The organism is Nocardiopsis baichengensis YIM 90130, from assembly GCF_000341205.1.
In the GTDB taxonomy this organism is placed as follows: Bacteria; Actinomycetota; Actinomycetes; order Streptosporangiales; family Streptosporangiaceae; genus Nocardiopsis_A; species Nocardiopsis_A halophila.
In genome coordinates this window covers 101,888-125,736 of sequence record NZ_ANAS01000004.1, presented here as the reverse complement: position 1 = coordinate 125,736, position 23,849 = coordinate 101,888, and the positions used below count along the sequence as shown (strand labels likewise).

Sequence of the window (23,849 nt, the reverse complement as noted above, 5' to 3'; positions counted from 1 at the left end):
GGGGCGGGGGCGCCGCAAAGGGTTTTCCGCTTCCTCCCCCGCTCCTTCAGGGCTCCCTCAGGCCGTGAACGGCCAGGCCTCCTTCTTCCAGGCCGCGTCCCAGAACTTCCACTCGTAGGTCGTCGCCGTCACAAAGGCCTCCCGCATCCGCTGCACGGTCGCCTCGTCGGACCGTTCGGCGACGCCGTCCGCGATCCGGCACGCCTGCCGCGTCGACTCGGCGAACGCCTCGTCCGCGTACGTCGCGATCCACTCCCCGTACGGGTGGCCCCCCAGGTCCCCGGCCTTGTCCATCAGGCGCGACCCGACGTCCATGTACACCCAGAAGCACGGGAGCACCCCGGCCGCCAGCTCGCCGTACCCCTGCGTCTGCGCCAGCGACAGCAGGTAGGACACGTACTCGGTGCCCGTGGGCGAAGGCTTGGCGCCCTCGACGCTGCCCACGTTGCCCTCGTGCATGGAGCTCTCCACCATGATCGCGTCGTGTGCGGCCTTGGCGAAGAAGGCGATCTCTTCGGCCCGGTCGGCGCGCGAGGCGGTCACCGCCAGAGCGCGCGCGTAGCCCCGCAGGTAGAGGGCGTCCTGGACCATGTAGTAGTCGAAGCGGTCCCGTTCCAGGCTGCCGTCGGCCAGTCCCTTGACGAACGGAAGCTCGTCGATCGCCGCGCGCGTCTCGGCGGTCGCTTGCCACACTTCAGCACAGAATCCGCCCACAGTAGGCGTCCCTTCGCTAGTACGAGCTAGTGCAGGTTCGACGGGTGTGATCTCAGCGCCGACGGACCCCCACGCTGCCCAGCGGAAGGCCCACCGGCGCACCCCGCGCCGTGCCGCCGACCCTACAAGCCGCCCTCGGCCCGGCCGCCACCGGGGCGGAACCGCGGGCCGCGGGCCCGCGCCGCACCGGTATCCCCCTCCCGCCTCACGAAGGCGGGCGGTCCCCCGCTTCCGATGTCCCCTGTCGAGTCCCGAGGGCCTGTACTCCTCATACTCCGCATCCTCCCCGTGCTGCCGGCCGCTGTCTGCGTCCTGGTCGCCAAGGTCAGGGCCGAGCGGATCGACGACCGGAGGAGGGCCGCCGCCCCGGCCCCGCACCGCTGAACCGGCCGGGCGGCGGGGCCGGCCCGGTCAGCGGGGCGGCGGTTCCATGCGCACCCGGCGGCTCTCGCCCTCGGAGAGGAACGCGGCCAGCTCCTCGGCCTCCTCCCCCGCCGCGGAGCGCTCGGCGGGGGTGAGGGCGCGCAGCGGGGCCACGGTCACGGTGGCGCCGTCGGTGTCCCAGGTCGCCGCGACCCGGCCGTCCACCAGCACCGCCCGCTTCCCGGCGACCGAGAGCCCGCGGTCGGCGTCGTCGATGATGCGGGTGCGGTCCTGGTACCCCAGGACCGCGTTGTCGAAGGCCGGGAGGAAGCGCACCGGGGCGGGGGTGTCGGGCGCCGGGCGCGGCGCGCCGGGAAGGTCGAGCAGCTCCCTGCCCCGCTCGCCGCGGAAGGAGGCCAGCCGGCCGCGTACCGCGGACACGGCGGCCGGCAGCCCGGCCAGGCCGCACCAGGCGCGCAGGTCGGCGGTGGCGGCCGGGCCGAACGCGGCCAGGTAGCGCAGGACCAGCTCCCGGCCCACCGCGTCGTCGCCGTCGGCGTCCCGGGGGCCGGCCTCCCGGCCCGCCCAGGCCTCCAGCGGGGCGGCCCGCACCCCGCCCTTGGCGCGCCACAGCCCCCGCGGAGGGCACTGCACCACCGGGACCAGGACGCCCAGGATCTCGGCGAGGGCGCGGGTCCCGGCCCCGCCCACGGCCCGGGGGCACTGCGCGGCGACCTGCCGGGCCAGGTCGCCCATCGGGCGCGGTCCGCCCTCGGCCAGCAGCGCCCGGCCCGCCGCGGCCAGCTCCTCCAGGTCGGCCCCGGCGAGCTCGTCGCGGTAGGCCCCCATGGCCTTCTGGCGCAGCATGGCCTGGTGGCGGGGGCGCCAGGCGAGGGCGTCGGCGGTGGTGACCAGGTGGACGGTGCGGCGCATCAGGTGGGTGCGCACGGCCGTGCGGCCGGTCAGCAGCCCGGAGAGGTCGGCGGGTGTGAAACCGCGCAGCCGCGACCAGAGGCCGACGAAGGGCTCCTGGGGCTCCTGGGCCTGCAGGCCGCACAGGTGCCCGACGGCGTCCAGCGCCGGCAGGTCCGCGCGTTCCAGCAGCAGCTGGCGGGCGAGCGTGGCGCGGTTGAGCTCCCGGACGGTGAGTACGGTCATCGGGGCGTGGTCCCCCTCACGGGTCGGCGGCCTGGGGCGGGCGTCGGGAGGCGCCCCTCCCGCACACGGACCACCGTGGCAGCGATCGCGGTCGGTGCGTGTCCGCGTTGGGCGGCGCTCACTCCACCGGGTAGCGCCGGAGCGCGGGGCCGATCCAGGCGACGACCTCCTCGGTGTCCATGGTGTCCAGCGGGGGCAGGCGCAGGACGTACCGGCACAGGGCCGCGCCGAGCAGCCGGGAGGCGAACATGCCGGCCCGGGTGCCGGGGTCGGCCGGGCCGGGGCCCAGGTCGGCGATGCGCGGGACCAACTGGTCTGCGAGGTCTTCGAGACGTTCGACGGCGGCACCTCGCTGTCCGGGACCCGTTGGGGCGACATGGTCTACTCCCCCGGCACCAACCGCGCACGCGGGGCCGTCGATCACCAGGACGGCAGTGCACCCGGCTGGAACTTCCACGACGTCGTCCTGGACAACACCTCCTGCTGAGGCCGTCTCCGTACAGCGGCGACCGGCAGACCCGGGGGCGCCCGCGCGACCGCGCGGGCGCCCCTCAGTTCTTCGCGTAGGCGGTCTGGTTGCCCGCCGAGTAGGCCTGGACCTGCTCGGTCCAGGCCTCGATGGCGGCCTCCTCCTGGCGGTCGCGCACGCACTTGGCGAGGGTGAAGGTCGAGGTGATCACGAACAGCAGTCCCATCCCCAGAAACGCGCGGATCCAGATGTCCACGGGCAGCAGGGCGACCCCGGCGCACAGCCCGGCGCTGGAGACGCCGAAGGCGATGACCGACTGGAGATGGAAGGCGGGGGTGACCTTGGTGTTCACCGGCGGTGTCGTCATGCCCGACAGCATCTCCCGGAAGGGGCCGGCGGGGATGAGTACGCGTACTCACCCTTCCCGTCCCCGTCCTGCCGTCCGCACCCGCCCTACATGTCGCGGTAGCGGCGGGCCTGCGCCAGGGCCTGCCTCACCTCGCGGGCCGGGGCAGGGCTGCCCGGCCCGGCGTCGAACTCCTTGTCCGGGCCCGGGACGTCCCACCCCTCGCCGACGTAGAGCGGGGTGTAGGCGGCGGTGTCGCGCTGGAAGCGCCACCCCTCCGCCAGCGGCCCCGCGTCCACGGCGTCATAGCCCAGCGAGTCCAGCAGGCCGGTGACCTCCCGCTTGGCCCCGGCGTCGTCGCCCGCGATCGGCAGCGCGGACCGCTCCGGGTGCCCGTGGGGGCGCGCGAGGTTGCCCAGGTGCTCGAAGTAGATGTTGCCGAAGGCCTTGACCACCCGCGAATGCGGCAGGTGCGCCTGCAGCAGCTCGCTCGTGGTCGTGGCCTCCTCCTCCAGCTCCGGGATCCGCCCGTCGCGCCCGGGGTAGTAGTTGCCGGTGTCGATGACGGTCCTGCCGCGCAGCTCCTCGGCCGGGACGGCCGCGTAGGCCGCCAGGGGGACGGCGACCACGACGAAGTCCCCGGCGGCGGCCGCCTCGGCCGGCGTCGCCGCCCGGGCCGCCGGCCCCAGCTCCTCCACCAGGTCCTTGAGGGTGTCGGGGCCGCGCCGGTTGCTCAGCACGACCTCGTGGCCGGCCGCGACCGCCAGCCGGGCGACGGTGCCGCCGATGTTGCCGCTTCCGATGAGTCCGATGGTGCTCAAGACGCAGTCTCCTGTCGTCGGGTTCCGGGGGGACCGTTCGGCCCCGGCTCCAGCCTCGCGCTCCGCGACGGGCCGCGGAGCGCCGGAAGGGGCCCGGCCGAACCGGGGTCCGACTGGGCCACCCTCGCCGGGCGCGCCGCCGCGCCGCGCGGCGATACTGGGGGCCATGGACGGCAACGCGGAACTCGGGGACTTCCTGCGCGCCCGCCGCGCGCGGCTGAGTCCGGAGCAGGCCGGCGCGGCCCCCAACGGGGGCGTGCGCAGGGTGCCCGGCCTGCGGCGGGAGGAGGTCGCCCATCTGGCCGGGGTCAGCGCGGACTACTACACCCGCCTGGAGCAGGGGCGGCACCCCAACGTCTCGGAGTCGGTCCTGGCCGCCGTGGCCCGCGCGCTGCGCCTGGACGGTGTGGAGCGCGACCACCTCTTCGAGCTCGCGCGGCCCCGCGCGGAGGCGGCCAGGGGCGGGGGTCCCCCGGACGTGCAGCGGGTGCGGCCGGAGGTCCACCGGATGCTGGAGGTCCTCAACGGCGTGAGCCCCGCGATCGTGGTGAACCACCGCAAGGACGTCCTGGCCGCCAACCTCCTGGCCCGCGCGCTGATCGCCGACTTCGAGGCGCTGCCCTACCGCAGGCGCAACCTCGCCCGCTTCATCCTGCTCGACCCGGCGGCCCGGGAGGTGTACGCCGACTGGGAGGAGATCGCCCAGGAGCTGGTCGCCAACCTGCGCCTGTCCTGCGGCCGCCACCCCGACGACCGGCTCCTCAACGAGCTGGTCGGCGAGTTCATGGTCAAGGTCCCCGAGTTCGGCGCCTGGTGGGACGACCACCGGGTGCGGGAGTGCGCCTACGGGCCCCAGCGGCTGCGCCATCCGGCGGTCGGGGAGGTGGCCCTGCACCACGAGACGCTGGCCTTCCCCGCCGACCAGGACCAGACCGTCTGCCTGTACACCGCCGGTCCGGGGTCGGACTCCGAGCGGGCCCTGCGGCTGCTGGCGGGCGCCTGAACCGGGCCGGGCCCGTCCGTCCTCAGCCGGTCCCGGTCCACACGGCCAGCACGTTCCCGCTCGGGTCGGCGAAGTGGAAGCGGCGCCCGCCGGGGAAGTCGAAGGGCTCGTCGGTGACGGTGCCCCCTGCGGCCTCGACCGCGGCCCGGGAGGCGTCCAGGTCGTCGCTATAGAGGATCACCAGCGGGCCTCCGGGGGCCACGTGCCCGGCCAGGGCCAGCCCGCCCGCCTCGGGCCCGCCGCCCGCCCCCTTGATGCCGGCGTAGGAGCCGCCGTAGTCGGTGAACTCCCACCCGAACGCGGCCCCGTAGAACCGCTTGGCGGCGGCCATGTCGGTGACGGTGAACTCGATGTAGTCGATGCGGTGGTGGCGCTCCATCGCACCAGGCTAGTGCGCGCCCCCGACAGCGCCCCGGGGCCGGCCCGGGCGTTCCTCAGTCCTCTCCCAGCAGCCGCACCGGTTCGCCGTCCAGGAAGGCCGCGATGTCCTCCACGGCCTCGGTGTAGAAGGTCCGGTAGTTCCGCTCGGTGACGTAGCCGAGGTGAGGGGTCGCCAGCACGTTGGGCAGCGTGCGCATCGGGTCGTCCTCCGGCACGGGCTCGGTGTCGAAGACGTCCAGTCCCGCCCCGGCGATCCATCCCCCGCGCAGTGCGCGCAGGAGCGCTGAGCGGTCGACGATCCCGGAGCGGGAGGTGTTGACCAGGTAGGCGTGCGGGCGCATGGCGCGCAGCTCCGCCTCGCCGAGCAGGCCGCGGGTGCGCTCGGAGAGCTGGAGGTGGACCGACACGACGTCGCTGCCGGCCAGCAGCTCCTCCTTGCCCCTGGCGAGCCGGGCGCCGGCCTCGGCCGCGCGCTCCTCGGTCAGGTTCTCGCTCCAGGCCAGCACCGGCATCCCGAAGGCGGTGGCGACGCGGGCGACCCGGCCGCCGATCCTGCCCAGCCCGAGCACGCCCAGCGTGCGCCCGTGCAGGTCCGCCCCGACCGTGGACTGCCACGGGCCGCCCTGTCGGAACGCCCGGTTCTCGGCCGGCAGGTGCCGGGCCAGGCCGAGGATGAGGGCCCAGGTCAGCTCGGCGGTGGGGCTGATGGTGCTGGAGGTGCCGCAGACGGTGACGCCGGCGGCCTCGGCCGCCTCCAGGTCGATGGAGGCGTTGCGCCTGCCGGTGGTCACCAGCAGCCGCAGCCGGGGAAGGCGGCCCAGCAGGGCGGCGCCGAAGGGGGTGCGCTCGCGCATGGCCACGACGATCTCGCAGTCCCCGATCTCGGCGGCCAGCTCGTCGGGGTCGGCGATGGGCCGCCGCAGGACGCGCACGTCCACCCTGCCCTGCAGGGGGCTCCAGTCGGCCATCGACAGGGCGACGCCCTGGTAGTCGTCCAGCACGGCACAGCGGAGCGTCATCGGTCGACCTGCCTTCCCGGGGTTCGCACGGCGGGCGCCAAAGGCGGACCGGTCGACGATAGCGGGGCGGCGGGGCGCTCCGGTGGCCGCCCCGGTCCGCGGGAGCGGCGCCCCCTTCTGACACGTGACACGACTACAGATATTGAGTAATATCACGTGTCATGGAGGAACGGGTCCCACAGGAGTTCGTCGACGCCGCCCTCGCCGCCGCGCGGGAGCGCCGGACCGACGTCGCATCGGTGCCCGTGACCGCGATCGCGGCCGCCGCAGGGGTCTCCCGCAGCACACTGCTGCGGCGGCTGGGCGGCACCCGGGCCGCCCTCGACGAGGCGGTGCGCGCCGCCGGCGTCGACCCGGGCGCCCGGACCCCGGTGCGCGAGCGGGCCGTCGAGGCGGCCGCGCGGGTCATCGACGAGCGCGGACTGGGCGCGCTGACCATGGACGCCGTCGCCGACGGCGCCGGGTGCTCGCTGCCCGGCCTGCACGCGGTGGTCGAGGGCCGGGACGGGCTGCTGGCGGCGGTCTTCGAGCGCTACGGGCCGGTGCGCGAGCTGGAGCGGCTGGCCGCCGACCCGCCCGAGGGCCTGGAGGAGACGGTCCGGGCGCTGCACGCCGCGCTGGCCGAGGCCTTCCAGCGGCGCCCGCGGGTGATGCCGGCCCTGCTCGCCGACACCGCGAGCCGGCCCGACGGCCCCGGCAGCGCCATGTTCCACGCCGGGTTCCCCCGCCTGTACGCCGCCTTCGGCACGCTGCTCCTGCCCCACGTGCGGGGCGGGCGCGTGCGGCCGCTGCCGCTCCCCCTGCTGATCCAGCAGATCCTGGGGCCGGTCGCGGTGCACCTGATGCTGCGGCCGGCGCTGGAGCAGCGGCGGGAGGCGGACCTGCCGCCGGTGGAGGAGGCGTGCGGGGTGTTCGCCGAGACGTGCCTGCGCGCGATCGCCGCGCCCGGCCACGGGCCGGGGGCGGGCGGCGCAGGCGGCACGGAACAGGAGCAGTACGAGCAGTAGCGCACACGGACAAGGAGTGGTGGCCATGCGTTCCGTCGCCAAAGCGGCCCTCGGAAGCACCGCGTTCTTCATCGTGGCGCCGGGCACGGTGCTCGGCGCCATCCCCTGGCTGATCAGCGACTGGCGGCTGCCGGAGGCCTCGGCGGCCTGGATGCCCGCCCAGGCGGTGGGCGTGCTGCTGATCGCCGTCGGCCTGGCGGCCCTGGTGCACGCCTTCGTGGAGTTCACCCGGGCCCACGGCACGCCCGCACCCGCGGCCCCGCCGGAGCACCTGGTGGTGAGCGGCTCCAACCGGTTCGTGCGCAACCCGATGTACGTGGCGGTCATCGGGGCCCTCATCGGCCAGGCGCTGCTGTTCGCCTCGGCGGGGGTGCTGGTCTACGCGGGGGTGTGCTGGGCGGTGTCGGCCGCCTTCGTGCGCTTCTACGAGGAGCCGACGCTGGTCTGCCTGTTCGGCGAGGAGTACCGGTCCTACCGCAGGAACGTGCGGGCCTGGCTGCCCCGCCTCACCCCCTGGACTCCGGCCTCCTGACCCCCGCTCGTCACCCCAGGACGAAGGGGAGCCGCGCGGCCAGCGCCCCCAGGGCGGCGCGCTCCCGGCCGGAGGGCTCGCGGCGGCCGGTGCCCACCAGCAGGACGTCGGCATCGGCGAAGGAGGCGGGAAACGACGCTCCGGCGATCTCCTCCAGCATTCGGCGCGAGCGCGCCAGCCCCTCGGCGGGCGGACCGGCCGCCCCGGAAAGGCCGGCGACCAGGTCGAGATGGTGCAGTGTGGCCTCCATGACGTAGGCCTCCAGGTAGTGGCCGACGGTCAGGACCTGGCCCTGGGTACCCACGCACAGGCGCCCGTCTGCCAGTCCGGCGGCGCGTCCGGCGGCCGCGCCGACGTCGTCCAGGTGGAACTTGAGCAGCCGGGGGTCGTCGTAGGCGGCGGCCAGGCGGACGACGAGCGCGTCCAGCGGGCCGTCGCCGCCCGGAGGCTCCCGGGAGACGTTCCAGTAGGTCACCGCATCGCGGGTGGGCTCGCCATCGACCGGGGTGGCCAGGGTGATCAAGACGTCCTGGGCATCGATGACCAGGTGGCACACCAGGTCCCGCACGAGCCATCCGGCGCACCCGGAGGGACGGGCGAAGTCCTCGTCGGGCAGTTCGGCGACGGTGTCCAGCAGGGCGGCCCACGAGCGCGAGAAGTCGTGCACGGCTGAACGGTAGTGCGGCGATGCACCCGGCCTCAACCGGATTGCGGCGGGACCACCGCCACCGGTGACGGCGCACCCCGGAGCCGCTCCTGGACCGGCTGCGGGCCGACCTCGGCTGCAGTGGCCGCACCGGGCGCGCATCCGCCAGGAACGGCACCTGCTGGAATCGCCGCGCGGTCCGGGCCGGTGCGCACCGCCCGTGCACGCCCTTCGGAATCTTCTGAAGGTCGCCTAGCATGGTGGGGCCGCATCCCACCCGCCCCGGAGGTCCCCGTGCCCGCCCACGACGACGCCCGACGCCGCGCCGAAGAGCTCGCGCTGATGCTCTCGGACCTGGGGATGCAGCGCATGTCGGCCCGGGTGATGGCGGCCTTCCTGTTCACCGACCGCCCCACCCTGACCCTGGGCGAGCTGGCCGAGGAGCTCGACGCCAGCCAGGGGTCGGTCTCGGGCGCCCTGAAGTCCCTGCACCACGTCGGGATGCTCGAACGCGTTCCCGTCCCGGGCAGCCGCCGCGACCACCACCGGCTGCGCAGGGACGCCTGGGAGCGCCTGTTCAGCAGCCAGAACGAGGCCGTGCGCAGGATGATGGCCGCCGCCGCGGACGGCATCGCCGCCACCGAGGCCGACAGCCCGGCGCGCGGGCGCCTGCAGGAGATGCACGACTTCTACACCTTCATGTTCCGGGAGCTGCCCCTGCTCTTCGAGCGCTGGCGCGCCGAGCGCGACTCCCGGGACTGACGCCGCCGGGCGGCAGGATTGATCGGCCGGTATTCGGCTACCAGCCGGTCTTTGCGCGCGATGGGTTACTGTTCCTCCATGGTTCGCACTCCGCTCACCGAAGGACAGCGCGACCGGGGCCGCGCGCTGGGGCAGATCCTGCGGGCGGCGCGCGCCCCCCGCACCGCGGCCGAGGTCGCGCACGACGCCGGAATCTCCATCGACACCCTGCGCAAGATCGAGCGCGGCGCCATCCCCAACCCGGCCTTCTTCACCGTCTCGGCCCTGGCCAAGGCCCTGGGCATGGACCTCAACGAGCTGGCCGCGGCCCTCGGCGAGGGCGAGGAGGCGCCGCCCCGGGAGCAGGGGGACCTGCGCGCCTCCTGAGGAGCCTCAGGGCGCGCGCCGGCGCCGCTCAGCCGTAGAGCCTTGCGGAGTACTCGCGGCCGTAGTACCGCTCCAGCTCCTCCAATGACTCCTCGGGGCGGTCGACCATCTTGGCGATGCGCGGGCGCGACGGGACCCCGGCCCCCACCTCGTCCCAGGTCTGCGGGGACCACAGGTGGGACCGCAGGAACGCCTTGGCGCAGTGGTGGAAGACCGTGTCGATCTCCACCACCAGCGCCAGCACGGGCCGGTGCCCCTTGACCACCATGTCGTCGAAGAAGGGGGCGTCGCGCACCAGGCGCGCCCGCCCGTTGATGCGCAGCGTGTCCCCGCGCCCCGGGATGATCGACAGCAGGCCCACGTGCGGGTTGGACAGCACGTTGCGGAATCCGTCCACCCGCCGGTTGCCGGGGCGCTCGGGGACGGCGACGGTGTGCTCGTCCAGGGCCTTGACGAACCCGGGCGGGTCGCCCTTGGGCGAGACGTCGCAGTTGCCCTCGGCGTCGCTCGTGGCGATCAGGCAGAACGGCGAGGCCTCCAGCCAGGCCCGGTCCACCTCCACCAGCGCGCTGCGCTCCTTGTCGCGCGCGACCGGCAGCGGGTCGGGCACGAGCTCGCGCAGCTCCTCCAGGGACGTGATCTCGGTGAACCGCTGTTCGGGGGTGCTCATCGCGGCCTTTCGGGGTCGGGAGGCGGGGTGCGGAAGGGCCCACAGGGATCCTAGGGCCCGGTCTTCCCGCCGCCGCGCACCGGCACGCGCGGCCGGCCGACTGGGCGCCGGCCCGGGCCGCCGACGCCGTCCGCTCCACCAGGCCCGACGTATGGGCGCGCCAGGCCCTCGCCCCTCTCCTTGCGACCGGACGTCCGATTCCCGCCAGCCCCAGGGCGGGCCGGGCGGCAGACTGGTCGCCATGAGCACGATCGAGACCGCGGCCGGCGCGGCGCGTACGGGACGGGTGCACACCGTCCTGGACAGCCCGGTCGGACCGCTGACCCTGGTGGCCCACGACGGCGCGCTGGTCGGCCTGTACATGGGCGACGAGACCGCCACCCGCCCCCCGGGCGAGCTCGGCGAGCCGGACCGGGGCGCCTTCGCCGAGGCCGAGCGCCAGCTGCGCGAGTACTTCGCCGGGCGGCGCACCGCCTTCGACCTGCCCCTGCGGCCGAACGGGACGCCGTTCCAGCAGCGCGTGTGGAAGGAGCTGGAGGCCATCCCCTACGGCACCACCGCCACCTACGGCGAGATCGCCGAGCGCATCGGCCGCGCCCCGTCCTCGGCCCGGGCCGTGGGATCGGCCAACGGGGCCAACCCGATCTCCGTCGTGGTCCCCTGCCACCGCGTCGTGGGGGCCGACGGGACCCTGACCGGGTACGCCTGGGGCGCCGACCGCAAGCGCTTCCTGCTCGACCTGGAGAAGGGGGACCGATGACTCCCGGCGGCGGAGAGGAGCGGGCCGACTGGCGCGCCGACCGCGTCGGCTCGGCCCGCCGGGGAGAGAACCCCACCGTGCTGCTGCGCATGCGCACCGGGTGGGCGGTGATCGGCGACACCCAGCACCTGCCCGGGTACTGCGTGCTTCTGCACGACGGGAGCGCCGACCGCCTCACCGAGCTGCCGCGCAGGGACCGGGCCGGGTTCCTGGCCGACCTGTCGCTGCTGGGAGAGGCGGTCGAGGCGGTCTGCAGCGCGCGCGACGCGGCCTGCACCCGCGCCAACTACGAGGTGCTGGGCAACGCCATGCACCACCTGCACGGCCACGTCCACGCCCGCTACTCCTGGGAGCCCGAGCACCGCCGCTCCGGCCCGGTGTGGCTCTACGGCCCCGAGCGGTTCGCCCCCGAGCACGCCCTGGGGCCGCGCCACGACGGCCTGCGCGCCGAACTGGCCGCGGCGCTCCGGGCGATCACGGCGGAGGAATACGCCCCTGGTACCCCGGGGAGCGCATGAGGCGCAGGATCTCGGCTTTGAGGGCCCCGACGTCGTAGCGATCCGCCAGGGCCTGGGTCGGGACCGCGTACTCGTCGTCCAGGACGGCCAGGACCAGGTGCTCGGTCCCCACCACCGGGCGCCCCTGGTCGTCGACGACACCGAAGTCCGCGGCGATCCCCCGCGCCCGGACGATGGCCTTGTCCAGCCGCGGGGTGAAACCGGTCGCGCTCATGCCGGCCACCCTAACCCCCCGGCAGGCCGCCTACCGGGCGTCTCCGCGCTGCTGTAGGGCGACCGGCGCCCCCTCGTGCGGCGAGAGCGGCGCAACCGCCCCTCTGAAGCGCCGACGGCGGTGGTTCCTCCGCTCTCGACGGCCGATCCCGGCCCCCACCGAAAACCACGTGCCCCGCGCACACGCGAACCGCTACGCTCTCCGCATGCACTTCCTGCAGATCTACGGCTAGCCCCGGACGGGCCGAGGTGCGGCGCGCAGCGCCCCTCGCCGTCCCCAGCCGCCCCCCGCGCCCGGCCCGCGGCCGCACCCGCCGCGCAGCCGGGCCCTCCTGCGCACGCCAGAACCGCCGTAGACCTGCATTGGAGCACCCCGTGCACCGCAACGAACGCCTGCACATCGCCATGGTCGGCATCCCCGCCGTCAGCCACATCATGCCCAGCCTGGAGATCATCCGCGAGCTCGCCTCGCGCGGCCACCGCCTCACCTACGCCAACGACCCGCGCGCGGCCGACCTGGTCTCCTCGGCCGGGGCCGAGCTGGTCCCCTACACCAGCACCCTGCCCATCGACGACGACTCCTGGCCCGAGGACGCGATCTCCGCGATGGACGTCTTCCTGTCCGAGGCGCGCGCGATCATGCCCGCCGTCCGCGCCGCCTACGAGGACGACCGCCCCGACGTCTTCCTGTACGACATCGCGAGCTACCCGGCCCGCGTGCTGGCCGAGAACTGGGGCGTGCCCGCCGTGCAGCTCTCGCCCACCTACGTCGCCTGGAAGGGCTACGAGGACACCGTCGGGGCCCAGATCCGGTCCCTGCCGGGAGCCGATGACTACTTCGCGCGCTTCGGGGCCTGGCTCGCCGATCAGGGGGTGGAGCTGTCGGTCGACGACTTCGCCGGCCGCCCGCCGCGCGCCCTGGCGCTGATCCCCCGCGCCATGCAGCCCTTCTCCGAGACCGTGGACACCGATGTGGTCACCTTCGTCGGCCCCTGCCTGGGCGACCGCTCCCACCAGGGCGAGTGGACCCCGCCGCCCGGAGCCGAGGACGACCGCGTGCTGCTGGTGTCGCTGGGCTCGGCCTTCACCGACCTGCCGGACTTCTACGCCGAGTGCATCAAGGCCTTCGGCGACCTGCCCGGCTGGCACGTGGTCCTGCAGATCGGCAAGCACGTGCGCGCCGAGGACCTGGGCGAGATCCCCGCCAACATCGAGGTGCACCCCTGGGTGCCGCAGCTGTCGGTCCTGCGCCGCGCCTCGGCCTTCGTCACCCACGCCGGCATGGGCGGCTCCAGCGAGGGCCTGGCCTGCGGGGTGCCGATGATCGCCGTGCCGCAGTTCGCCGACCAGTTCAGCAACGCCGACATGCTTCAGGCCGCGGGGGTGGCGCGGCGCATCGACACCGAGGAGGCGACCGCCGAGGCGCTGCGCTCGGCCCTGGAGGAGCTCACGTCCTCCCAGGAGGTGGCCCGCAGGCTGGCCGAGATCAGCACCGAGCTGGGGCATCGGGGCGGCACCGGGTTCGCCGCCGACATCATCGAGGAGGAGGCCGCCCGGGGCGCCCGCCGCGGCTGACCGCCCCGGCCCCTCCCTCAGCGGGGGTCTTCGGGGCCCGCGCCGCCTGCGGCGCGGGCCCCGATCAGCGCGGCCACCCCGTCCAGCACGCGGGCCAGCCCGAACTCGAACTCCCGGTCCGGGTCGTGCGCGGCGCCGTAGGCCCGGGCGGCGGCCGAGCCGACCCGGTCGGCCACGGGGAAGGCGCCGGCGCCGGCGAGGCGCTCCAGGGCCGGGGCGTGGGCGCGCCACCACTCCTGGTCGCTGATGCCCGTGCGCCGCTCGGCGGCGTCGGCGTCCACCGCCCCGCGCGCGGCGCCGTGCACGTAGTCGCCCACCAGGGCGACCACGGCGTCCATCTCCACGTCCGGCAGGCCGGTGCCCTCAAGGGCGCACAGCTCGCGCTCGTAGCGGCGCATGGCGTTGGGCCCCAGCAGCGGCCTGCCGGTGGCGATCTCCAGCGTCCAGGGGTGGCGGCGGTAGAGGTCCCGGGTGCTGCGGGCGGCGCGCTCCAGACGCGCGCGCCAGCCCGGGCCCGCCCCGGCGGGGTCGGGCAGCTCGCCGTAGACCTGGTCGAGCATGGCGTCGGCCAGCTCGGCCCTGCCGGGGACGTAGCTGTAGAGCGACATCGTGCCCACGCCCAGCCGGTCGGCGACCTTGCGCATCGACACCCCGACCAGGCCCTCGGCGTCGGCGATCTCCACCGCGGCGGCGACCACCCGGTCGGGGTCCAGGCGGGTGGAGCGCTTGCGGGTGGGCGCGGGCAGGGTGCGCCACATCAGGGCCAGGCTCCGCCCCGGATCGCCGCTGCCGGTGTACTGCCTGGACATGCCGCCCCTTCCTGAAGTCTCCCGCCCTCGGGGTGGTCATCGTAGGACGTGCCGCCGAGGCGTGCGCCCGCGCCCCGGGGGCCGGGGGCGCGCGCGACGCGCCCGGGGGCCGTCCGCGCCCTGCGGCCGCGCCCCGGAGGCTACGGTGGCCCCAGGCGGCACCGCGCCGGGCGCGGGGCCGCGCCCACCCCACCGGACCGCGGAGGCGCAGATGATCACCGGCATCGACCTCGCCGTGCTGTACGTGCGCGACCAGGCGGCCACCGTCGACTTCTACACCCGCGTGCTGGACTTCCAGAAGACCACCGACGCCGAGATGTGGCCGGGCGCCCGCTGGGTCGAGCTCACCCCGCCCGGCGGCGGCACCCGCATCACCGTGCACACCGCCTCCGAGTTCAACCGCTCCCCGGGTGAGGGCGCCTACCTCATCCTGGCCTGCGACGACGCGGCCGCCACCGCCCGCAGGCTGCGCGAGCGCGGGGCGACGGCCACCGAGCCGGTCACCGAGCCGTGGGGGACCTACATCAAGGTCGAGGACCCCGACGGCGGCGACATCATGATCGCCGAGAAGTAGACCGCCGCCCCGGCGCCGGCGCCGGGGCGCTCACCCCTCGGACTTGACGGTCTTCATCGTCAGGTGCGAGACCACCCGCAGCACGCCCGGCAGCCCGATCAGCCGCCGGGTCTGGAACTCCTCGTAGGCGGCGTGGTCGGCCACGCGCACCCGCATGAAGTAGTCGGGGCGCCCGAACAGCCGCCGCAGCTCCACCACCTCCTCGTAGCCGGCCAGCACCCTCTCCAGCTCCTCCAGGGTGGACCGGTCGCTGACGCCGACCTCCACGTCGACGAACACCTCCAGCCCGCGCCCCAGCGCGGCGGGGTCCACGCGCGCCCGGTAGCCGGTGATCACCCCGGCCTCCTCCAGCCGCTTGACCCGGCGCAGGCACGGGGGCGGGGTCAGCCCGACGCGCCGGGCCAGCTCGACGTTGCTCATCCGCCCGTCCCGCGAGAGATGGTCGATGATTTCACGATCGATGGCATCCAGTGCATGTTCATTGCGCACAGCACCAGTTTAGCGAAATAGAACGCAATCGCATGAGGCTCTTGCCGAACTAAAATTCCAGCATGGATGCGCTCCCGGGCGGCTCCCGCCGCCCCGTCCCCGGCTTCGCCGCCGATCTGCGCTCGGCCGCCGCCGACTCGGCCGCGGTGGGCCTGGGCGCCCTGCCCATGGGCGCGGCCCTGGGGCTGTTCGCGGTCCAGTCCGGCCTCCAGTGGTGGTGGGCCCCGGTCCTCTCCGCCGCGGTCTTCGCCGGCTCCCTGGAGTTCCTGCTGGTCGCGATGGCCACCGCCGCCGCCCCGCTGGGCCAGGTCGCGCTCGCGGCGCTCCTGGTCAACGTCCGCCACGTCTTCTACGCCCTGTCCTTCCCGCTGCACCGGGTCCACGGCCCGTGGGCCAAGGCCTACAGCACCTTCGCCCTGACCGACGAGGCCTACGCCGTCACCGCCGGCGGGCGCGCCCGCCGCTGGCCCCGGCGCCGGATCCTGCTGCTGCAGGGGCTGGTCCACCTGTACTGGGCGGGCGGATCGGTGCTGGGCGCGCTGTCGGCGGGCCTGCTCCCCGGCCCCGTCGAAGGGCTGGAGTTCGCCGTCACCGCCCTGTTCGCGGTGCTGGCCCTGGACGCCTTCGCCCGGCACCGCGACGCCTGCTCCCCCCTCGCCGCGCTGGGCTGCTCCGCGGCCGCCCTCCTGCTGCCGCCCGAGCGGATGCTGCCGGCGGCGTTCACGGCGTTCACGGCCGTCCTGCTGGTGCGCCACGCCCTCACCCGACGGAGGCGGGCCCATGCCTGAGACCGGATACATGGCGGCCGCCGTGGCGGTGTGCACGGCCATCACCTGGGCCCTGCGCGCCCTGCCCTTCGCGGTGCTCTCCCGGCTGCGCCAGAGCCCCCTGGCGGCCTACCTCGACACCGCCATGCCCGCGGGGATCATGGTGATCCTGGCCGCCTGCACCCTGCGCGGGGCGGACTGGGGCGCGGCCTCCTCGGCCGGGCCGACCGCCCCGGCCCTGGCCGTCACCGTCGGGCTCCACCTGTGGCTGCGCAACGCCGTGGTGAGCATCCTGGCCGGCACCGCGGCCTGCATCGCCCTGACCGCACTGGCCCCCTGACCCCGCGTCCCGGCAGCGCGCCTCCTCGGCCCGCACCGCCCCCGGGTACTACCGTCGGACCCACGGCGACCGAGCGCGGAACCGGCCGCGGCCGGCGCAGGGCAGGCAGGCCGAGGGGGCACGATGAGCCGCACGCTCGCACCGAGGACGGGCGTGGCGCCCGGGTGGGACGCCGTCGCCCAGGTGGCCGTCGACGCCGACTGGTCGGCCCTGCGCTTGCGCCCGGTCACCGAGATCGCCTGCACCCCCGGCTCCAAGCGGACCCCGGCCGGAGGGCGGAGGCAGGGGAGGACCGCGTGAGCGCCCAGGACTCCCGGGATGCCCGGGACGCCATCAGCTGCCGTGTGACCGTCGACGCCCCGCCCTCCAGCGTGTGGCGCCTGGCGACCTCGCCGGAGGGGCTGTGCCGGTGGTTCGCCTTCGACGGGGCCGAGGTGGAGGCGGTGCCCGGGGGCGCGGCCGCCTTCACCTGGAAGGAGCACGGCACCTACCGGGGCGTGGTCGAGCAGGCCGACCCCGGGCGGGTGTTCGCCTTCCGCTGGTCGCTGGACCCCGGGGCCGACCCCCTGCCGGGCCGCAGCACCCGCGTGGAGCTGCGGCTGCGGCCCGAGGAGGGCGGCGGGACGCGGGTGGAGCTGCGCGAGACCGGCTTCGAGGACCTGCCGCTGCCCGAGGGGCGGCGGCGCGACCACGCCGAGGAGAACACCCGCGCCTGGCAGGTGGGGCTGGCCCTGCTCAAGGAGGCGGCCGAGGCCGACCGGCACACCTGAGGCCGGGCGGGGCCGTCAGCTCCGGCGCTTGGGGACCCCGATGCGGTCCAGGTCCTGGGCGAGCACGACAGGGCCGTCGAAGCGGGCCGCGGCCTGTTCGACGAAGCGCGGCTCGTCGCCGGCCTCGTAGCGCTCGGAGATGTGGGTGAGCACGAGCAGGCGCGCGCGGGCCCGGGCGGCGATGCGGCCCGCCTGCCCGGCGGTCAGGTGCCGGTAGTCGGCGGCCAGGCGCTCCTCGGAGTCCAGGTAGGTGGACTCGATGACCAGCATGTCGGCGTCCTGGGCCAGGCGCACCGCGTTGTCGCACTCGCCGGTGTCCATGACGAAGGCCATGGACTGGCCGGGGCGCGGGACCGAGCACTCCTCCAGGGTGACGGTGCGGCCCCCGGGCCCCTCCAGGCGGCCCTCGCGCTGCAGGCGGCCGATGTCGGGGCCCGAGACGCCCAGGGCGGCCAGGCGCTCGGGCAGCATCCGCCGGGCGTCGGGCTCTTGGAGCCGGTAGCCGTAGGTGGGCATCCGGTGGTCCAGGGGCAGTGCGGTGATGCGCAGCCCGTCGCCGTCCAGGGGGCAGGCCCCCAGCCCGTCCACGGGCTGTTCGGCGATGACGCCGGTGTCGCCGAAGGCGGTGGCGTGGCGCAGCCGCTCCCAGTAGGCGGCCCCGGCGGCGGGGAAGGCGGCCCGGACGGTGTGCTCGACCCGGTCCCGGGCGATGCGCTGCACCACCCCGGGCAGGCCCAGAGAGTGGTCGCCGTGGAAGTGGGTGATGCAGATACGGGTGATGTCGTGGGCGGACAGTCCGGCGTGGCGCATCTGGCGCTGTGTCCCCTCGCCCGGGTCGAAGAGCACCCCGTGGTCGTCCCAGCGCAGGAAGTAGCCGTTATGGTTGCGGCGCTTGGTGGGCACGGCGCTGGAGCTTCCCAGGACCACGAGTTCGCGTACGGACATGGCGTCGATCCTGCCAGGTCGCCCATACGCGGACCGGCGCCGCACGGGCCGGGCCGCGGCCGCCGCTCCGAAGCCGATGTGAGAAGGGGAGGGGCGTGTGTCGTCCGAGGAGATTCTGAACCGGGCCGCCGCCAAGGCGCGCAGCGAGCGGGAGGCCAGGCGGGCCCAAGCCGCAGTGCCCCTCCGGTCGCTGGCCGTGTGGGGGTGCGGCGCGGGCGCGCTGGCCCTGTGGGTGTGGGCGGCGGTGCTGGTGTTCGTTCCCCTGGTCCAGGCCGGCGAGGGCACGTGGATCTGGTGCGCGGGCTCTGAAGAGAGCGTGGAGGAGGCAGAGGAGGCCGGGGTGCCGGATCCTGAGGCCGTGTGCTCCGAGGAGCGTGCCCAGGACCGGGTGGATGCCGTGGGCCCCCTGACCGCCGCCCTTCCCCCTGCGGCGGGGTTCGTCCTGCTCGCGCGCGGCCGCCGGTGACGCCAGTGGCCCCGCCAGGGGCGGGGCCCCTGCCCTCAGGGAGGGGAGCCGGTCACGGGCGGTAGGACAGGTCGGCCGGGAGGGGGCGCCGGTTGGCCGCGTCCTCGGCCAGGCGCCTCAGGGCCGCGTAGGCGGCCCCCATGGGGCCCGGACCCATGCTGATCCTGGCCACCCCGGCGCCCGCCAGCTCCTCCAGGGAGGGCCCGTCGGCGGTGGCCAGGACACTGACCGAGCCCAGCTCGCCGGCCAGGCGCTCCACGACGGGCAGCGAGGAGGCCCCGAGCGCGAAGACGCAGTCGGCGCCCGCCTGCAGGTAGGCGCGGCCGCGGCGCAGGGCCTCGTCCGCGCCCAGGCCCTGGGCCAGGGCGTCGGTGCGGGCGTTGACGACCAGGGGCACCCCGGCCGCGTCGGCGGCCCGGCGCACCGCGAGCAGGCGCTCGGCCTGCTCGTCCACCGGACGCAGGCCGCCGTCCTCCTCCAGGCCGTCCTCGATGTTGCACCCCACCGCCCCGGCGGCGATGATCTGCCCGGCCCGCTCGCCGACCTCGGCGGCGTCGCGGCCGTACCCGCGCTCCATGTCGACGGTGAGCGGCAGGGACACCGCCCCGGCCACGCGCCGGACGAGCGCGGCGAGCTCCTCGAAAGGCAGGTGCTCGCCGTCGGGCAGCCCGTAGGCCGCGGCCACCGAGTGGCTGGCCGTGGCCAGGGCCCTGGTGCCCGGCGCCGCGGCGACCACGCGCGCGCCGGCGGCGTCCCACACGTTCACCAGGACCAGGGGGTCGCCGGGCCTGTGCAGGGCGCGCAGGTGCTCGGCCTTGTCGTATCGCTCGGTTCGCGTTCGCTCGTTCAGCACGGGCCGACCCTATTACCCGGATCACCGGGCCGCCGGGCCGCCGCGGTGGAGCAGGCCGGACACACTGGCTGACGCTCCTGCCGCCCCGGCCGTACCCGCCTGCCCGAGGGCGGCGCCTCACCCGCCCGGGGCCAGCCCCGCAGGTCGCCGCGGGTTCACCGCTCAGCGCCCGGACCGACCTAGACGGCCGCGATGCCCCGGGTGAGCGGCTCACGGCGCCGGGTGCTCGTCGGCGCGGTGGAGCAGGCAGAACTCGTTGCCCTCGGGGTCGGCGAGCACCGTCCACGGGGCGTCGTCGGGCTGGCCGACGTCGACGCGTTCGGCCCCCAGGCCGAGCAGCCGCTGGAGCTCCTCCTCGGCGGTGCTTCCCGCCCGGGGGCGGATGTCGATGTGCAGGCGGTTCTTGACCGTCTTGCGCTCGCCCGGCGGCACCGGCAGCACGTCCAGGCCGAACCCTGTGCCCTCCCCGGGCGCCAGGCCGACGCCTTCCTCGGTGTCCTCGATGATCGGCCACTCGAGCACCCTGCTCCAGAACGCGGCGACCGTGCGGATGTCGATGGCGTCGATGGCCAGTGCGCAGAATCGGGATCCCATGCGCCGAGACTAGGACGGGGCACCGACAGCACCGGGGCGCCCGCGGGGCCCGGCGTTGCGCGGGCTAGTCTTTGCGTCCATGGAGCCGTCCCCTGGTGCCCCCGTGCCCCCTGTGACAGCCGCGCTCGGCGCCGAGGCCCGGCGGCTGGAAGAGGTACTGCTGGGCCTGACCGAGCGCGAGGCGGTGCTGCCCACGCGGTGCGCCCCCTGGGACGTGGCGGCGCTGGCCGCGCACACCGTCGGCGCCCTGGTGCGGGTGGAGGCGGCCCTGGACGCCCAGGAGCCGCCGCGTGCCGAGGTCTCGGCCGCCGGCTACTACGCGCCCGACGAGCGCTTCTCCCCTGCCGTGGACGCCGACCGCATCGACAGCGCCGTGCGCGCCGCCGCCGGGCGCGCCGACGCCGCCGAGCCCGGGCGCCGCCTGCGGCAGGCGTGGGCGCACCTGGAGCCGCGGCTGCGCGACGAGCCCGCCGGGCGCGTGGTGCGCACCCGCCACGGCGACGCCATGGCCCTGGAGGACTTCCTGCTCACCCGGGTCGTGGAGCTGGTGCTGCACGGGCTGGACCTGGCCGACGCCCTGGGGCGCCCGCCGTGGACCTCGCCGCAGGGCGCCGGGGCCGTCGAGCGCCTGCTGTTCGGCGCGGGCGGCCGCCCCGCGCCGATGGGCCGCCTGGAGGCCCTGCGCGCCGCGACCGGGCGCGCCCTGCAGGGCGGTCCGGGCGCCGGGGACCTCGAGGGGTCGGGGGTGCGCTTCCCGGCCCTGGGCTGAGCGGCCCCCTGCCGGGCCTGCCCGCTACCGTGCCAGGAAGTCGCCGAGCACCGCGGCCAGCTGTGCGGGGGCGTCCTCCTGCACCAGGTGTCCGCTGCCCTCCAGGACGTGCAGGCGCGCCCGGGGCAGGCGCTCGGCCAGTTCCCTGCCGCGCTGCAGGGGCAGCCACCGGTCGCGCTCGCCCCAGACCACCGCGACAGGCAGGTCCAGCTCGCCCAGGCGGTCCTCGTACTCGGCGGTGTGGCGCTGGTGGGCCTGGGCCATCTGGCGGTAGAAGGCCGCCTGCCCGTGCGCGCCGGTCCAGGGGCGGGCCAGCGCCTTCAGGGTCTCCTCCCGCAGCTGCCGGTCGGCCCCGTCGGCGATGTAGGCGCGCACCAGTGCCTCGTGCAGGTGCGCGGGCACCTGCGCGAAGGTGGGGGCCTGCCGGTTGGCCAGTTGGAAGAAGGGGCTGCCCCAGGGCCCGGCGGCGACGGCGTCGACCAGGGCCAGCCGTTCGAAGCGCCGCCCCGAGAGCAGCGCGGTGCGCAGGGCCACCGCCCCGCCGATGTCGTGGGCCGCCACCGCCGGCCGCTCCAGCCCCCAGTGGTCCAGCAGGGAGGCGAAGACCTGCTGGTGCCCGGCCAGGGAGACGTCCTGGCCCTCGTACCGCTCCGAGGCCCCGTAGCCCGGAAGGTCCCACACGTAGACGGTGTGCCGGGTGCTCAGCGCCCGGGCGAGGTCCCGCCAGATGTAGGAGGAGAAGGGCCAGCCGTGCACGAGCACGAGCGGGTCGCCCTGCCCGCTGCGGGCCCAGCGCACCGTCCCGTTGGGCGAGTCGAAGGTGCGGTCCAGCGTCCACTCGGTTCCCATCACCACTCCGTTACCGTCTTTGGCTGTTTGACGGTAACACTAGCCCGTTACCGACACCGCAGTAAAGGGGGTAACCTGTGCGGCATGGCCTACAACCGCCCGCCGGCGCCGGAGGACCTGCTGGTCATCGAGGAGTTCTGCAACTCGGCGCGCCTCCTCTACGGGGAGGACTCCCTCTCCGGCCTCGAGGGGGCCCGCTCCTGGCTGCACGAGCACGGGCACATCCAGGCCGGCTGCGCCCTGGACAGCGGCGGCCTGTCGTTCCTGGTACGCGTCCGCGAGACGGTGCGCGACCACCTCGAAGGCCGGCAGGAGGCCCACGCCCGCCTCAGCGCGCTCTCCGAACAGCTCCTGGGCCCGCCCCGGTGGGACGGCCAGGGGCGGGCGACCCTGCCCGAGGCCGCGGGCGACCCCGTGCACGCCGTCGCCGCCCGCGTGGTGGCGGCGCTGGCGCTGGGGCGCTTCGCCGGGCGCAGCGCGCGCCTGAAGGTGTGCCGCTCGCCCGAGTGCCGGTGGGTCTACTACGACCGCTCACCGGCCAACAACGGCAGCTGGTGCAGCATGGAGGTCTGCGGGGCGCGCCACAAGATGCGCTCCTACCGCGGCCGCCGCTCCGACCAGGGGTGAAGCGCTCACTCGGGCAGGGCCCGCTCCCGGCCGCCGTCCTGCCCGTCGCCCTCGCACCGGCGCCGGTACTCCCCCGGCGTCACCCCGAAGCGCTTGCGGAAGGCCAGGTGGAACCCCACCGTCGACCCGTACCCCACGCGCTCGGGCACCGCGCTCAGCGCGACCGGCGTCTCGCCCAGCAGGCGCGCCGCCTCCTGCATGCGCCGGCCCAGCAGGTGGGCGCCCGGGGTCTCGCCGACCAGCCCCCGGAAGGCCGAGGCGAACGCCGAGCGCGACATGCCCGCCTCGGCCGCCAGCGCCTCCAGGCTCCACGGCTCGGCGAAGCGGGTGTGCACGGCCAGCAGCGCGCGGGCGATGCCCGGGTGGCGCAGGGCGCGCAGCAGGGGCGATGAGACCCCGGCGCGCAGCGCGGCCACCCTGAGCGCCAGCACGAACACCGTCTCAAAGGCGCGCAGCTCCACCAGCTCGGCCCCCGGCGCCCCCCGGTCGGCGCCCGCGGACAGCCACTCCAGGACGGCCTGCAGGAGCGGCTCGCCGGCCACCGCGGCGGCCTCCAGCACCACCACCTCGGGCAGCGCCCGGTAGAGCGGGGGCGCGGCCGCCTCGTCGTAGTGCAGCCCCCCGCACAGCAGCCGCGCGGCCTCGCCGGGCCCGTCGATGCTCACCCGGCCCACCGAGCCGGGCCGGCGCCCGGGCAGCAGCGCCTCCAGCGGCACCGCCGCCGTCGCGGGGGCGTCGGCCAGCGTGTGCTCGGCGCCGTGCGGGAACAGCGCCAGGTCGCCGGGGCCCAGCCACAGCGGGGAGGCGCGGCCGGGCATGCTCACCGCGCACGACCCCTCGCACAGGTAGTGCACCACCGCGCACGGCTCGCGCCGCCCCCGCACGCTCCAGGGCGCGCGCACCGACCAGTGGCTGGAGTACACGCCGCGCAGCCGCACCGGCGCCAGCACGGCGCTGAGCAGGTCCTCCGGGACGGCGGGGCCCTCGGCCCGCACGGGAGGGTCTTCGGCTCTCATGGACGATCCTTCAACGGGATCGGACTCGCGTTCATCGACGGTACAGGCAGGCCGGGGCAGGCTGGAAGCCCCACACGCCCCCGCACCCGGCCGGGGCGTGCCACCGGCGGACGGAAGGGCGGGGAGCAGGCCGTGCACGGCGCCATCGCAGAGATCATCGAGCACCACCGCTTCATCGAGGCATGGCTGCGCGGCAGGGCCGACCCCGGCGCCCTCGGGGCCTTCCTCGACGCGCACACCCCCGGCTTCCGGCTCCTGGCGCCGGGCGGCGAGGTCCTGGACGCCCGCGCCCTGCGCAAGGCCCTGCCCGGCGCGCACGGCAGCGCCCCGGACCTGGAGCTGAGCATCCGCGGGCCCCGCGTGGTCGCCGAGGACGGTGCGCTGGTGGCCGCCGCCTACGAGGAGCACCAGGCCCGGGCCGCCGGGCGCACGGCGCGGCGCAGCACCGTGCTGTTCGTGCGCGGGCCCCGCGCGCGGAACGGGCTGCTGTGGCACCACCTGCACGAGACGTGGACCGCCGCCCCCGGCGAGGGAGGCTGACCGCGCCCCGCCCGGCCCCGTCCGGCCTGCCGGATTTGTCAGGGAAGTGCGCTCCGTGTTCACGAGTGCGCCGCACAGTGACGGGGTTGTGATGTGTACACCGCCGCGAAACCGGTAT

At 75.6% G+C, this 23,849-nt stretch carries 34 protein-coding genes; 17 read left to right on the top strand and 17 right to left on the bottom strand.

The features are described from left to right. Nucleotides 1–57 precede the first annotated feature (57 nt). The 5 genes from tenA to C892_RS0101810 form a co-directional block, all read right to left on the bottom strand. A complete protein-coding gene (tenA, locus tag C892_RS0101835) occupies nt 58–693 on the bottom strand; it encodes a thiaminase II (RefSeq protein ID WP_017555792.1) in 636 nt (211 codons plus the stop codon). Nucleotides 694–1,125: 432 nt separating this feature from the next. Next, complete coding sequence (locus tag C892_RS0101825; protein ID WP_017555790.1) at nt 1,126–2,235, bottom strand: winged helix DNA-binding domain-containing protein; 1,110 nt, start codon at nt 2,233–2,235, stop codon at nt 1,126–1,128. Nucleotides 2,236–2,353: 118 nt separating this feature from the next. Further along, nucleotides 2,354–2,545, bottom strand: a complete 192-nt coding sequence (locus C892_RS28360; protein WP_017555789.1) for a TetR/AcrR family transcriptional regulator — start codon at nt 2,543–2,545, stop codon at nt 2,354–2,356. 241 nt (nt 2,546–2,786) lie between these two features. Beyond that, on the bottom strand, nt 2,787–3,071 hold the full coding sequence (locus C892_RS0101815) for a YiaA/YiaB family inner membrane protein (RefSeq protein WP_026124076.1): 285 nt from the start codon (nt 3,069–3,071) through the stop codon (nt 2,787–2,789). Nucleotides 3,072–3,157: 86 nt separating this feature from the next. After that, a complete protein-coding gene (locus tag C892_RS0101810; protein WP_017555786.1) occupies nt 3,158–3,871 on the bottom strand; it encodes an NADPH-dependent F420 reductase in 714 nt (237 codons plus the stop codon). A gap of 166 nt (nt 3,872–4,037) precedes the next feature. Here C892_RS0101810 and C892_RS0101805 point away from each other — a divergent pair, with 166 nt between their 5' ends. Beyond that, on the top strand, nt 4,038–4,874 hold the full coding sequence (locus C892_RS0101805; protein WP_017555785.1) for a helix-turn-helix transcriptional regulator: 837 nt from the start codon (nt 4,038–4,040) through the stop codon (nt 4,872–4,874). Nucleotides 4,875–4,896: 22 nt separating this feature from the next. On the opposite strand, the gene C892_RS0101800 is transcribed toward C892_RS0101805, so the two are convergent. Together C892_RS0101800 and C892_RS0101795 are read right to left on the bottom strand one after the other, a co-directional pair. Continuing rightward, nucleotides 4,897–5,253 carry a VOC family protein gene (locus tag C892_RS0101800; RefSeq protein WP_017537592.1) on the bottom strand — a complete coding sequence of 119 codons (357 nt, stop codon included), beginning with the start codon at nt 5,251–5,253 and terminating at the stop codon, nt 4,897–4,899. 55 nt (nt 5,254–5,308) lie between these two features. Further along, on the bottom strand, nt 5,309–6,274 hold the full coding sequence (locus C892_RS0101795) for a D-2-hydroxyacid dehydrogenase family protein (RefSeq protein ID WP_017555784.1): 966 nt from the start codon (nt 6,272–6,274) through the stop codon (nt 5,309–5,311). A gap of 161 nt (nt 6,275–6,435) precedes the next feature. Here C892_RS0101795 and C892_RS0101790 point away from each other — a divergent pair, with 161 nt between their 5' ends. Together C892_RS0101790 and C892_RS0101785 are read left to right on the top strand one after the other, a co-directional pair. Then, nucleotides 6,436–7,281 carry a TetR/AcrR family transcriptional regulator gene (locus C892_RS0101790; RefSeq protein ID WP_017555783.1) on the top strand — a complete coding sequence of 282 codons (846 nt, stop codon included), beginning with the start codon at nt 6,436–6,438 and terminating at the stop codon, nt 7,279–7,281. Between the two features lie 25 nt (nt 7,282–7,306). Further along, a complete protein-coding gene (locus tag C892_RS0101785; protein WP_017555782.1) occupies nt 7,307–7,813 on the top strand; it encodes a methyltransferase family protein in 507 nt (168 codons plus the stop codon). Between the two features lie 10 nt (nt 7,814–7,823). Here the strand turns inward: C892_RS0101785 and C892_RS0101780 are convergent, their stop codons facing one another. Further along, entirely contained in the window at nt 7,824–8,480 is a 657-nt protein-coding gene (locus C892_RS0101780; protein WP_017555781.1) for a maleylpyruvate isomerase N-terminal domain-containing protein, read from the bottom strand. A gap of 273 nt (nt 8,481–8,753) precedes the next feature. Between C892_RS0101780 and C892_RS0101775 the strand changes: the two genes are divergently transcribed. Together C892_RS0101775 and C892_RS0101770 are read left to right on the top strand one after the other, a co-directional pair. Next, entirely contained in the window at nt 8,754–9,221 is a 468-nt protein-coding gene (locus tag C892_RS0101775; RefSeq protein ID WP_017537587.1) for a GbsR/MarR family transcriptional regulator, read from the top strand. A gap of 78 nt (nt 9,222–9,299) precedes the next feature. After that, on the top strand, nt 9,300–9,587 hold the full coding sequence (locus C892_RS0101770; protein ID WP_017537586.1) for a helix-turn-helix domain-containing protein: 288 nt from the start codon (nt 9,300–9,302) through the stop codon (nt 9,585–9,587). 28 nt (nt 9,588–9,615) lie between these two features. Here C892_RS0101770 and C892_RS0101765 read toward each other — a convergent pair whose 3' ends face one another. Next, on the bottom strand, nt 9,616–10,257 hold the full coding sequence (locus C892_RS0101765; protein WP_017555780.1) for a pyridoxamine 5'-phosphate oxidase family protein: 642 nt from the start codon (nt 10,255–10,257) through the stop codon (nt 9,616–9,618). Between the two features lie 241 nt (nt 10,258–10,498). On the opposite strand from C892_RS0101765, the gene C892_RS0101760 reads away from it, so the two are divergent. Beyond that, nucleotides 10,499–11,017: a methylated-DNA--[protein]-cysteine S-methyltransferase gene (locus C892_RS0101760; RefSeq protein ID WP_017555779.1), complete on the top strand. Its 519-nt coding sequence runs from the start codon at nt 10,499–10,501 to the stop codon at nt 11,015–11,017. Beyond that, nucleotides 11,014–11,535: an HIT family protein gene (locus C892_RS0101755; RefSeq protein WP_017555778.1), complete on the top strand. Its 522-nt coding sequence runs from the start codon at nt 11,014–11,016 to the stop codon at nt 11,533–11,535. Before C892_RS0101760 ends, C892_RS0101755 begins: the two co-directional genes overlap by 4 nt. Here the strand turns inward: C892_RS0101755 and C892_RS0101750 are convergent. Continuing rightward, nucleotides 11,492–11,749 carry a hypothetical protein gene (locus tag C892_RS0101750; RefSeq protein WP_239647227.1) on the bottom strand — a complete coding sequence of 86 codons (258 nt, stop codon included), beginning with the start codon at nt 11,747–11,749 and terminating at the stop codon, nt 11,492–11,494. The two genes, C892_RS0101755 and C892_RS0101750, sit on opposite strands and share 44 nt — an antisense overlap. 374 nt (nt 11,750–12,123) lie before the next feature. On the opposite strand from C892_RS0101750, the gene C892_RS0101745 reads away from it, so the two are divergent. Beyond that, on the top strand, nt 12,124–13,323 hold the full coding sequence (locus tag C892_RS0101745; RefSeq protein ID WP_017555776.1) for a macrolide family glycosyltransferase: 1,200 nt from the start codon (nt 12,124–12,126) through the stop codon (nt 13,321–13,323). Between the two features lie 17 nt (nt 13,324–13,340). On the opposite strand, the gene C892_RS28355 is transcribed toward C892_RS0101745, so the two are convergent. Further along, complete coding sequence (locus C892_RS28355) at nt 13,341–14,132, bottom strand: TetR/AcrR family transcriptional regulator (protein WP_017555775.1); 792 nt, start codon at nt 14,130–14,132, stop codon at nt 13,341–13,343. 211 nt (nt 14,133–14,343) lie between these two features. On the opposite strand from C892_RS28355, the gene C892_RS0101735 reads away from it, so the two are divergent. Then, nucleotides 14,344–14,706, top strand: a complete 363-nt coding sequence (locus tag C892_RS0101735; RefSeq protein ID WP_017537579.1) for a VOC family protein — start codon at nt 14,344–14,346, stop codon at nt 14,704–14,706. Nucleotides 14,707–14,736: 30 nt separating this feature from the next. On the opposite strand, the gene C892_RS0101730 is transcribed toward C892_RS0101735, so the two are convergent. Beyond that, complete coding sequence (locus tag C892_RS0101730) at nt 14,737–15,195, bottom strand: Lrp/AsnC family transcriptional regulator (RefSeq protein WP_026124075.1); 459 nt, start codon at nt 15,193–15,195, stop codon at nt 14,737–14,739. 62 nt (nt 15,196–15,257) lie between these two features. On the opposite strand from C892_RS0101730, the gene C892_RS0101725 reads away from it, so the two are divergent. The 4 genes from C892_RS0101725 (at nt 15,258) to C892_RS0101710 (ending at nt 17,072) form a co-directional block, all read left to right on the top strand. Beyond that, nucleotides 15,258–15,983 carry an AzlC family ABC transporter permease gene (locus tag C892_RS0101725; protein WP_017555774.1) on the top strand — a complete coding sequence of 242 codons (726 nt, stop codon included), beginning with the start codon at nt 15,258–15,260 and terminating at the stop codon, nt 15,981–15,983. After that, nucleotides 15,976–16,302, top strand: coding sequence for a branched-chain amino acid transport AzlD family protein (locus tag C892_RS0101720; protein WP_017555773.1), 327 nt, complete (start codon nt 15,976–15,978; stop codon nt 16,300–16,302). The genes C892_RS0101725 and C892_RS0101720 overlap by 8 nt, the downstream gene beginning before the upstream one ends. A 123-nt stretch (nt 16,303–16,425) precedes the next feature. Continuing rightward, nucleotides 16,426–16,602 (top strand): hypothetical protein, encoded by a 177-nt coding sequence (locus C892_RS31550; protein WP_161631976.1) that lies wholly within the window; start codon nt 16,426–16,428, stop codon nt 16,600–16,602. After that, nucleotides 16,599–17,072, top strand: coding sequence for an SRPBCC domain-containing protein (locus C892_RS0101710; RefSeq protein ID WP_017555771.1), 474 nt, complete (start codon nt 16,599–16,601; stop codon nt 17,070–17,072). The genes C892_RS31550 and C892_RS0101710 overlap by 4 nt, the downstream gene beginning before the upstream one ends. Nucleotides 17,073–17,087: 15 nt before the next feature. Here C892_RS0101710 and C892_RS0101705 read toward each other — a convergent pair whose 3' ends face one another. Continuing rightward, complete coding sequence (locus tag C892_RS0101705; RefSeq protein WP_017555770.1) at nt 17,088–18,017, bottom strand: ribonuclease Z; 930 nt, start codon at nt 18,015–18,017, stop codon at nt 17,088–17,090. Between the two features lie 97 nt (nt 18,018–18,114). Here C892_RS0101705 and C892_RS0101700 point away from each other — a divergent pair, with 97 nt between their 5' ends. Next, a complete protein-coding gene (locus tag C892_RS0101700) occupies nt 18,115–18,483 on the top strand; it encodes a hypothetical protein (protein ID WP_017555769.1) in 369 nt (122 codons plus the stop codon). A gap of 52 nt (nt 18,484–18,535) precedes the next feature. On the opposite strand, the gene C892_RS0101695 is transcribed toward C892_RS0101700, so the two are convergent. Together C892_RS0101695 and C892_RS0101690 are read right to left on the bottom strand one after the other, a co-directional pair. Then, nucleotides 18,536–19,336: an isocitrate lyase/PEP mutase family protein gene (locus tag C892_RS0101695; RefSeq protein WP_017537571.1), complete on the bottom strand. Its 801-nt coding sequence runs from the start codon at nt 19,334–19,336 to the stop codon at nt 18,536–18,538. Nucleotides 19,337–19,546: 210 nt separating this feature from the next. Continuing rightward, the gene (locus C892_RS0101690; protein WP_017555768.1) at nt 19,547–19,930 is read right to left on the bottom strand and encodes a VOC family protein; all 384 of its coding nucleotides are present in this window, start codon (nt 19,928–19,930) and stop codon (nt 19,547–19,549) included. A gap of 112 nt (nt 19,931–20,042) precedes the next feature. On the opposite strand from C892_RS0101690, the gene C892_RS0101685 reads away from it, so the two are divergent. Continuing rightward, the gene (locus tag C892_RS0101685) at nt 20,043–20,699 is read left to right on the top strand and encodes a maleylpyruvate isomerase family mycothiol-dependent enzyme (RefSeq protein WP_017555767.1); all 657 of its coding nucleotides are present in this window, start codon (nt 20,043–20,045) and stop codon (nt 20,697–20,699) included. 24 nt (nt 20,700–20,723) lie between these two features. Here C892_RS0101685 and C892_RS0101680 read toward each other — a convergent pair whose 3' ends face one another. After that, nucleotides 20,724–21,548, bottom strand: coding sequence for an alpha/beta fold hydrolase (locus C892_RS0101680; protein WP_017555766.1), 825 nt, complete (start codon nt 21,546–21,548; stop codon nt 20,724–20,726). A gap of 84 nt (nt 21,549–21,632) precedes the next feature. On the opposite strand from C892_RS0101680, the gene C892_RS0101675 reads away from it, so the two are divergent. Continuing rightward, on the top strand, nt 21,633–22,175 hold the full coding sequence (locus tag C892_RS0101675; RefSeq protein WP_017537567.1) for a CGNR zinc finger domain-containing protein: 543 nt from the start codon (nt 21,633–21,635) through the stop codon (nt 22,173–22,175). A gap of 5 nt (nt 22,176–22,180) precedes the next feature. Here C892_RS0101675 and C892_RS0101670 read toward each other — a convergent pair whose 3' ends face one another. Continuing rightward, on the bottom strand, nt 22,181–23,191 hold the full coding sequence (locus tag C892_RS0101670; protein WP_026124074.1) for an AraC family transcriptional regulator: 1,011 nt from the start codon (nt 23,189–23,191) through the stop codon (nt 22,181–22,183). Between the two features lie 132 nt (nt 23,192–23,323). Between C892_RS0101670 and C892_RS0101665 the strand changes: the two genes are divergently transcribed. Further along, complete coding sequence (locus C892_RS0101665; RefSeq protein WP_017555764.1) at nt 23,324–23,731, top strand: DUF4440 domain-containing protein; 408 nt, start codon at nt 23,324–23,326, stop codon at nt 23,729–23,731. Nucleotides 23,732–23,849: the final 118 nt, after the last annotated feature.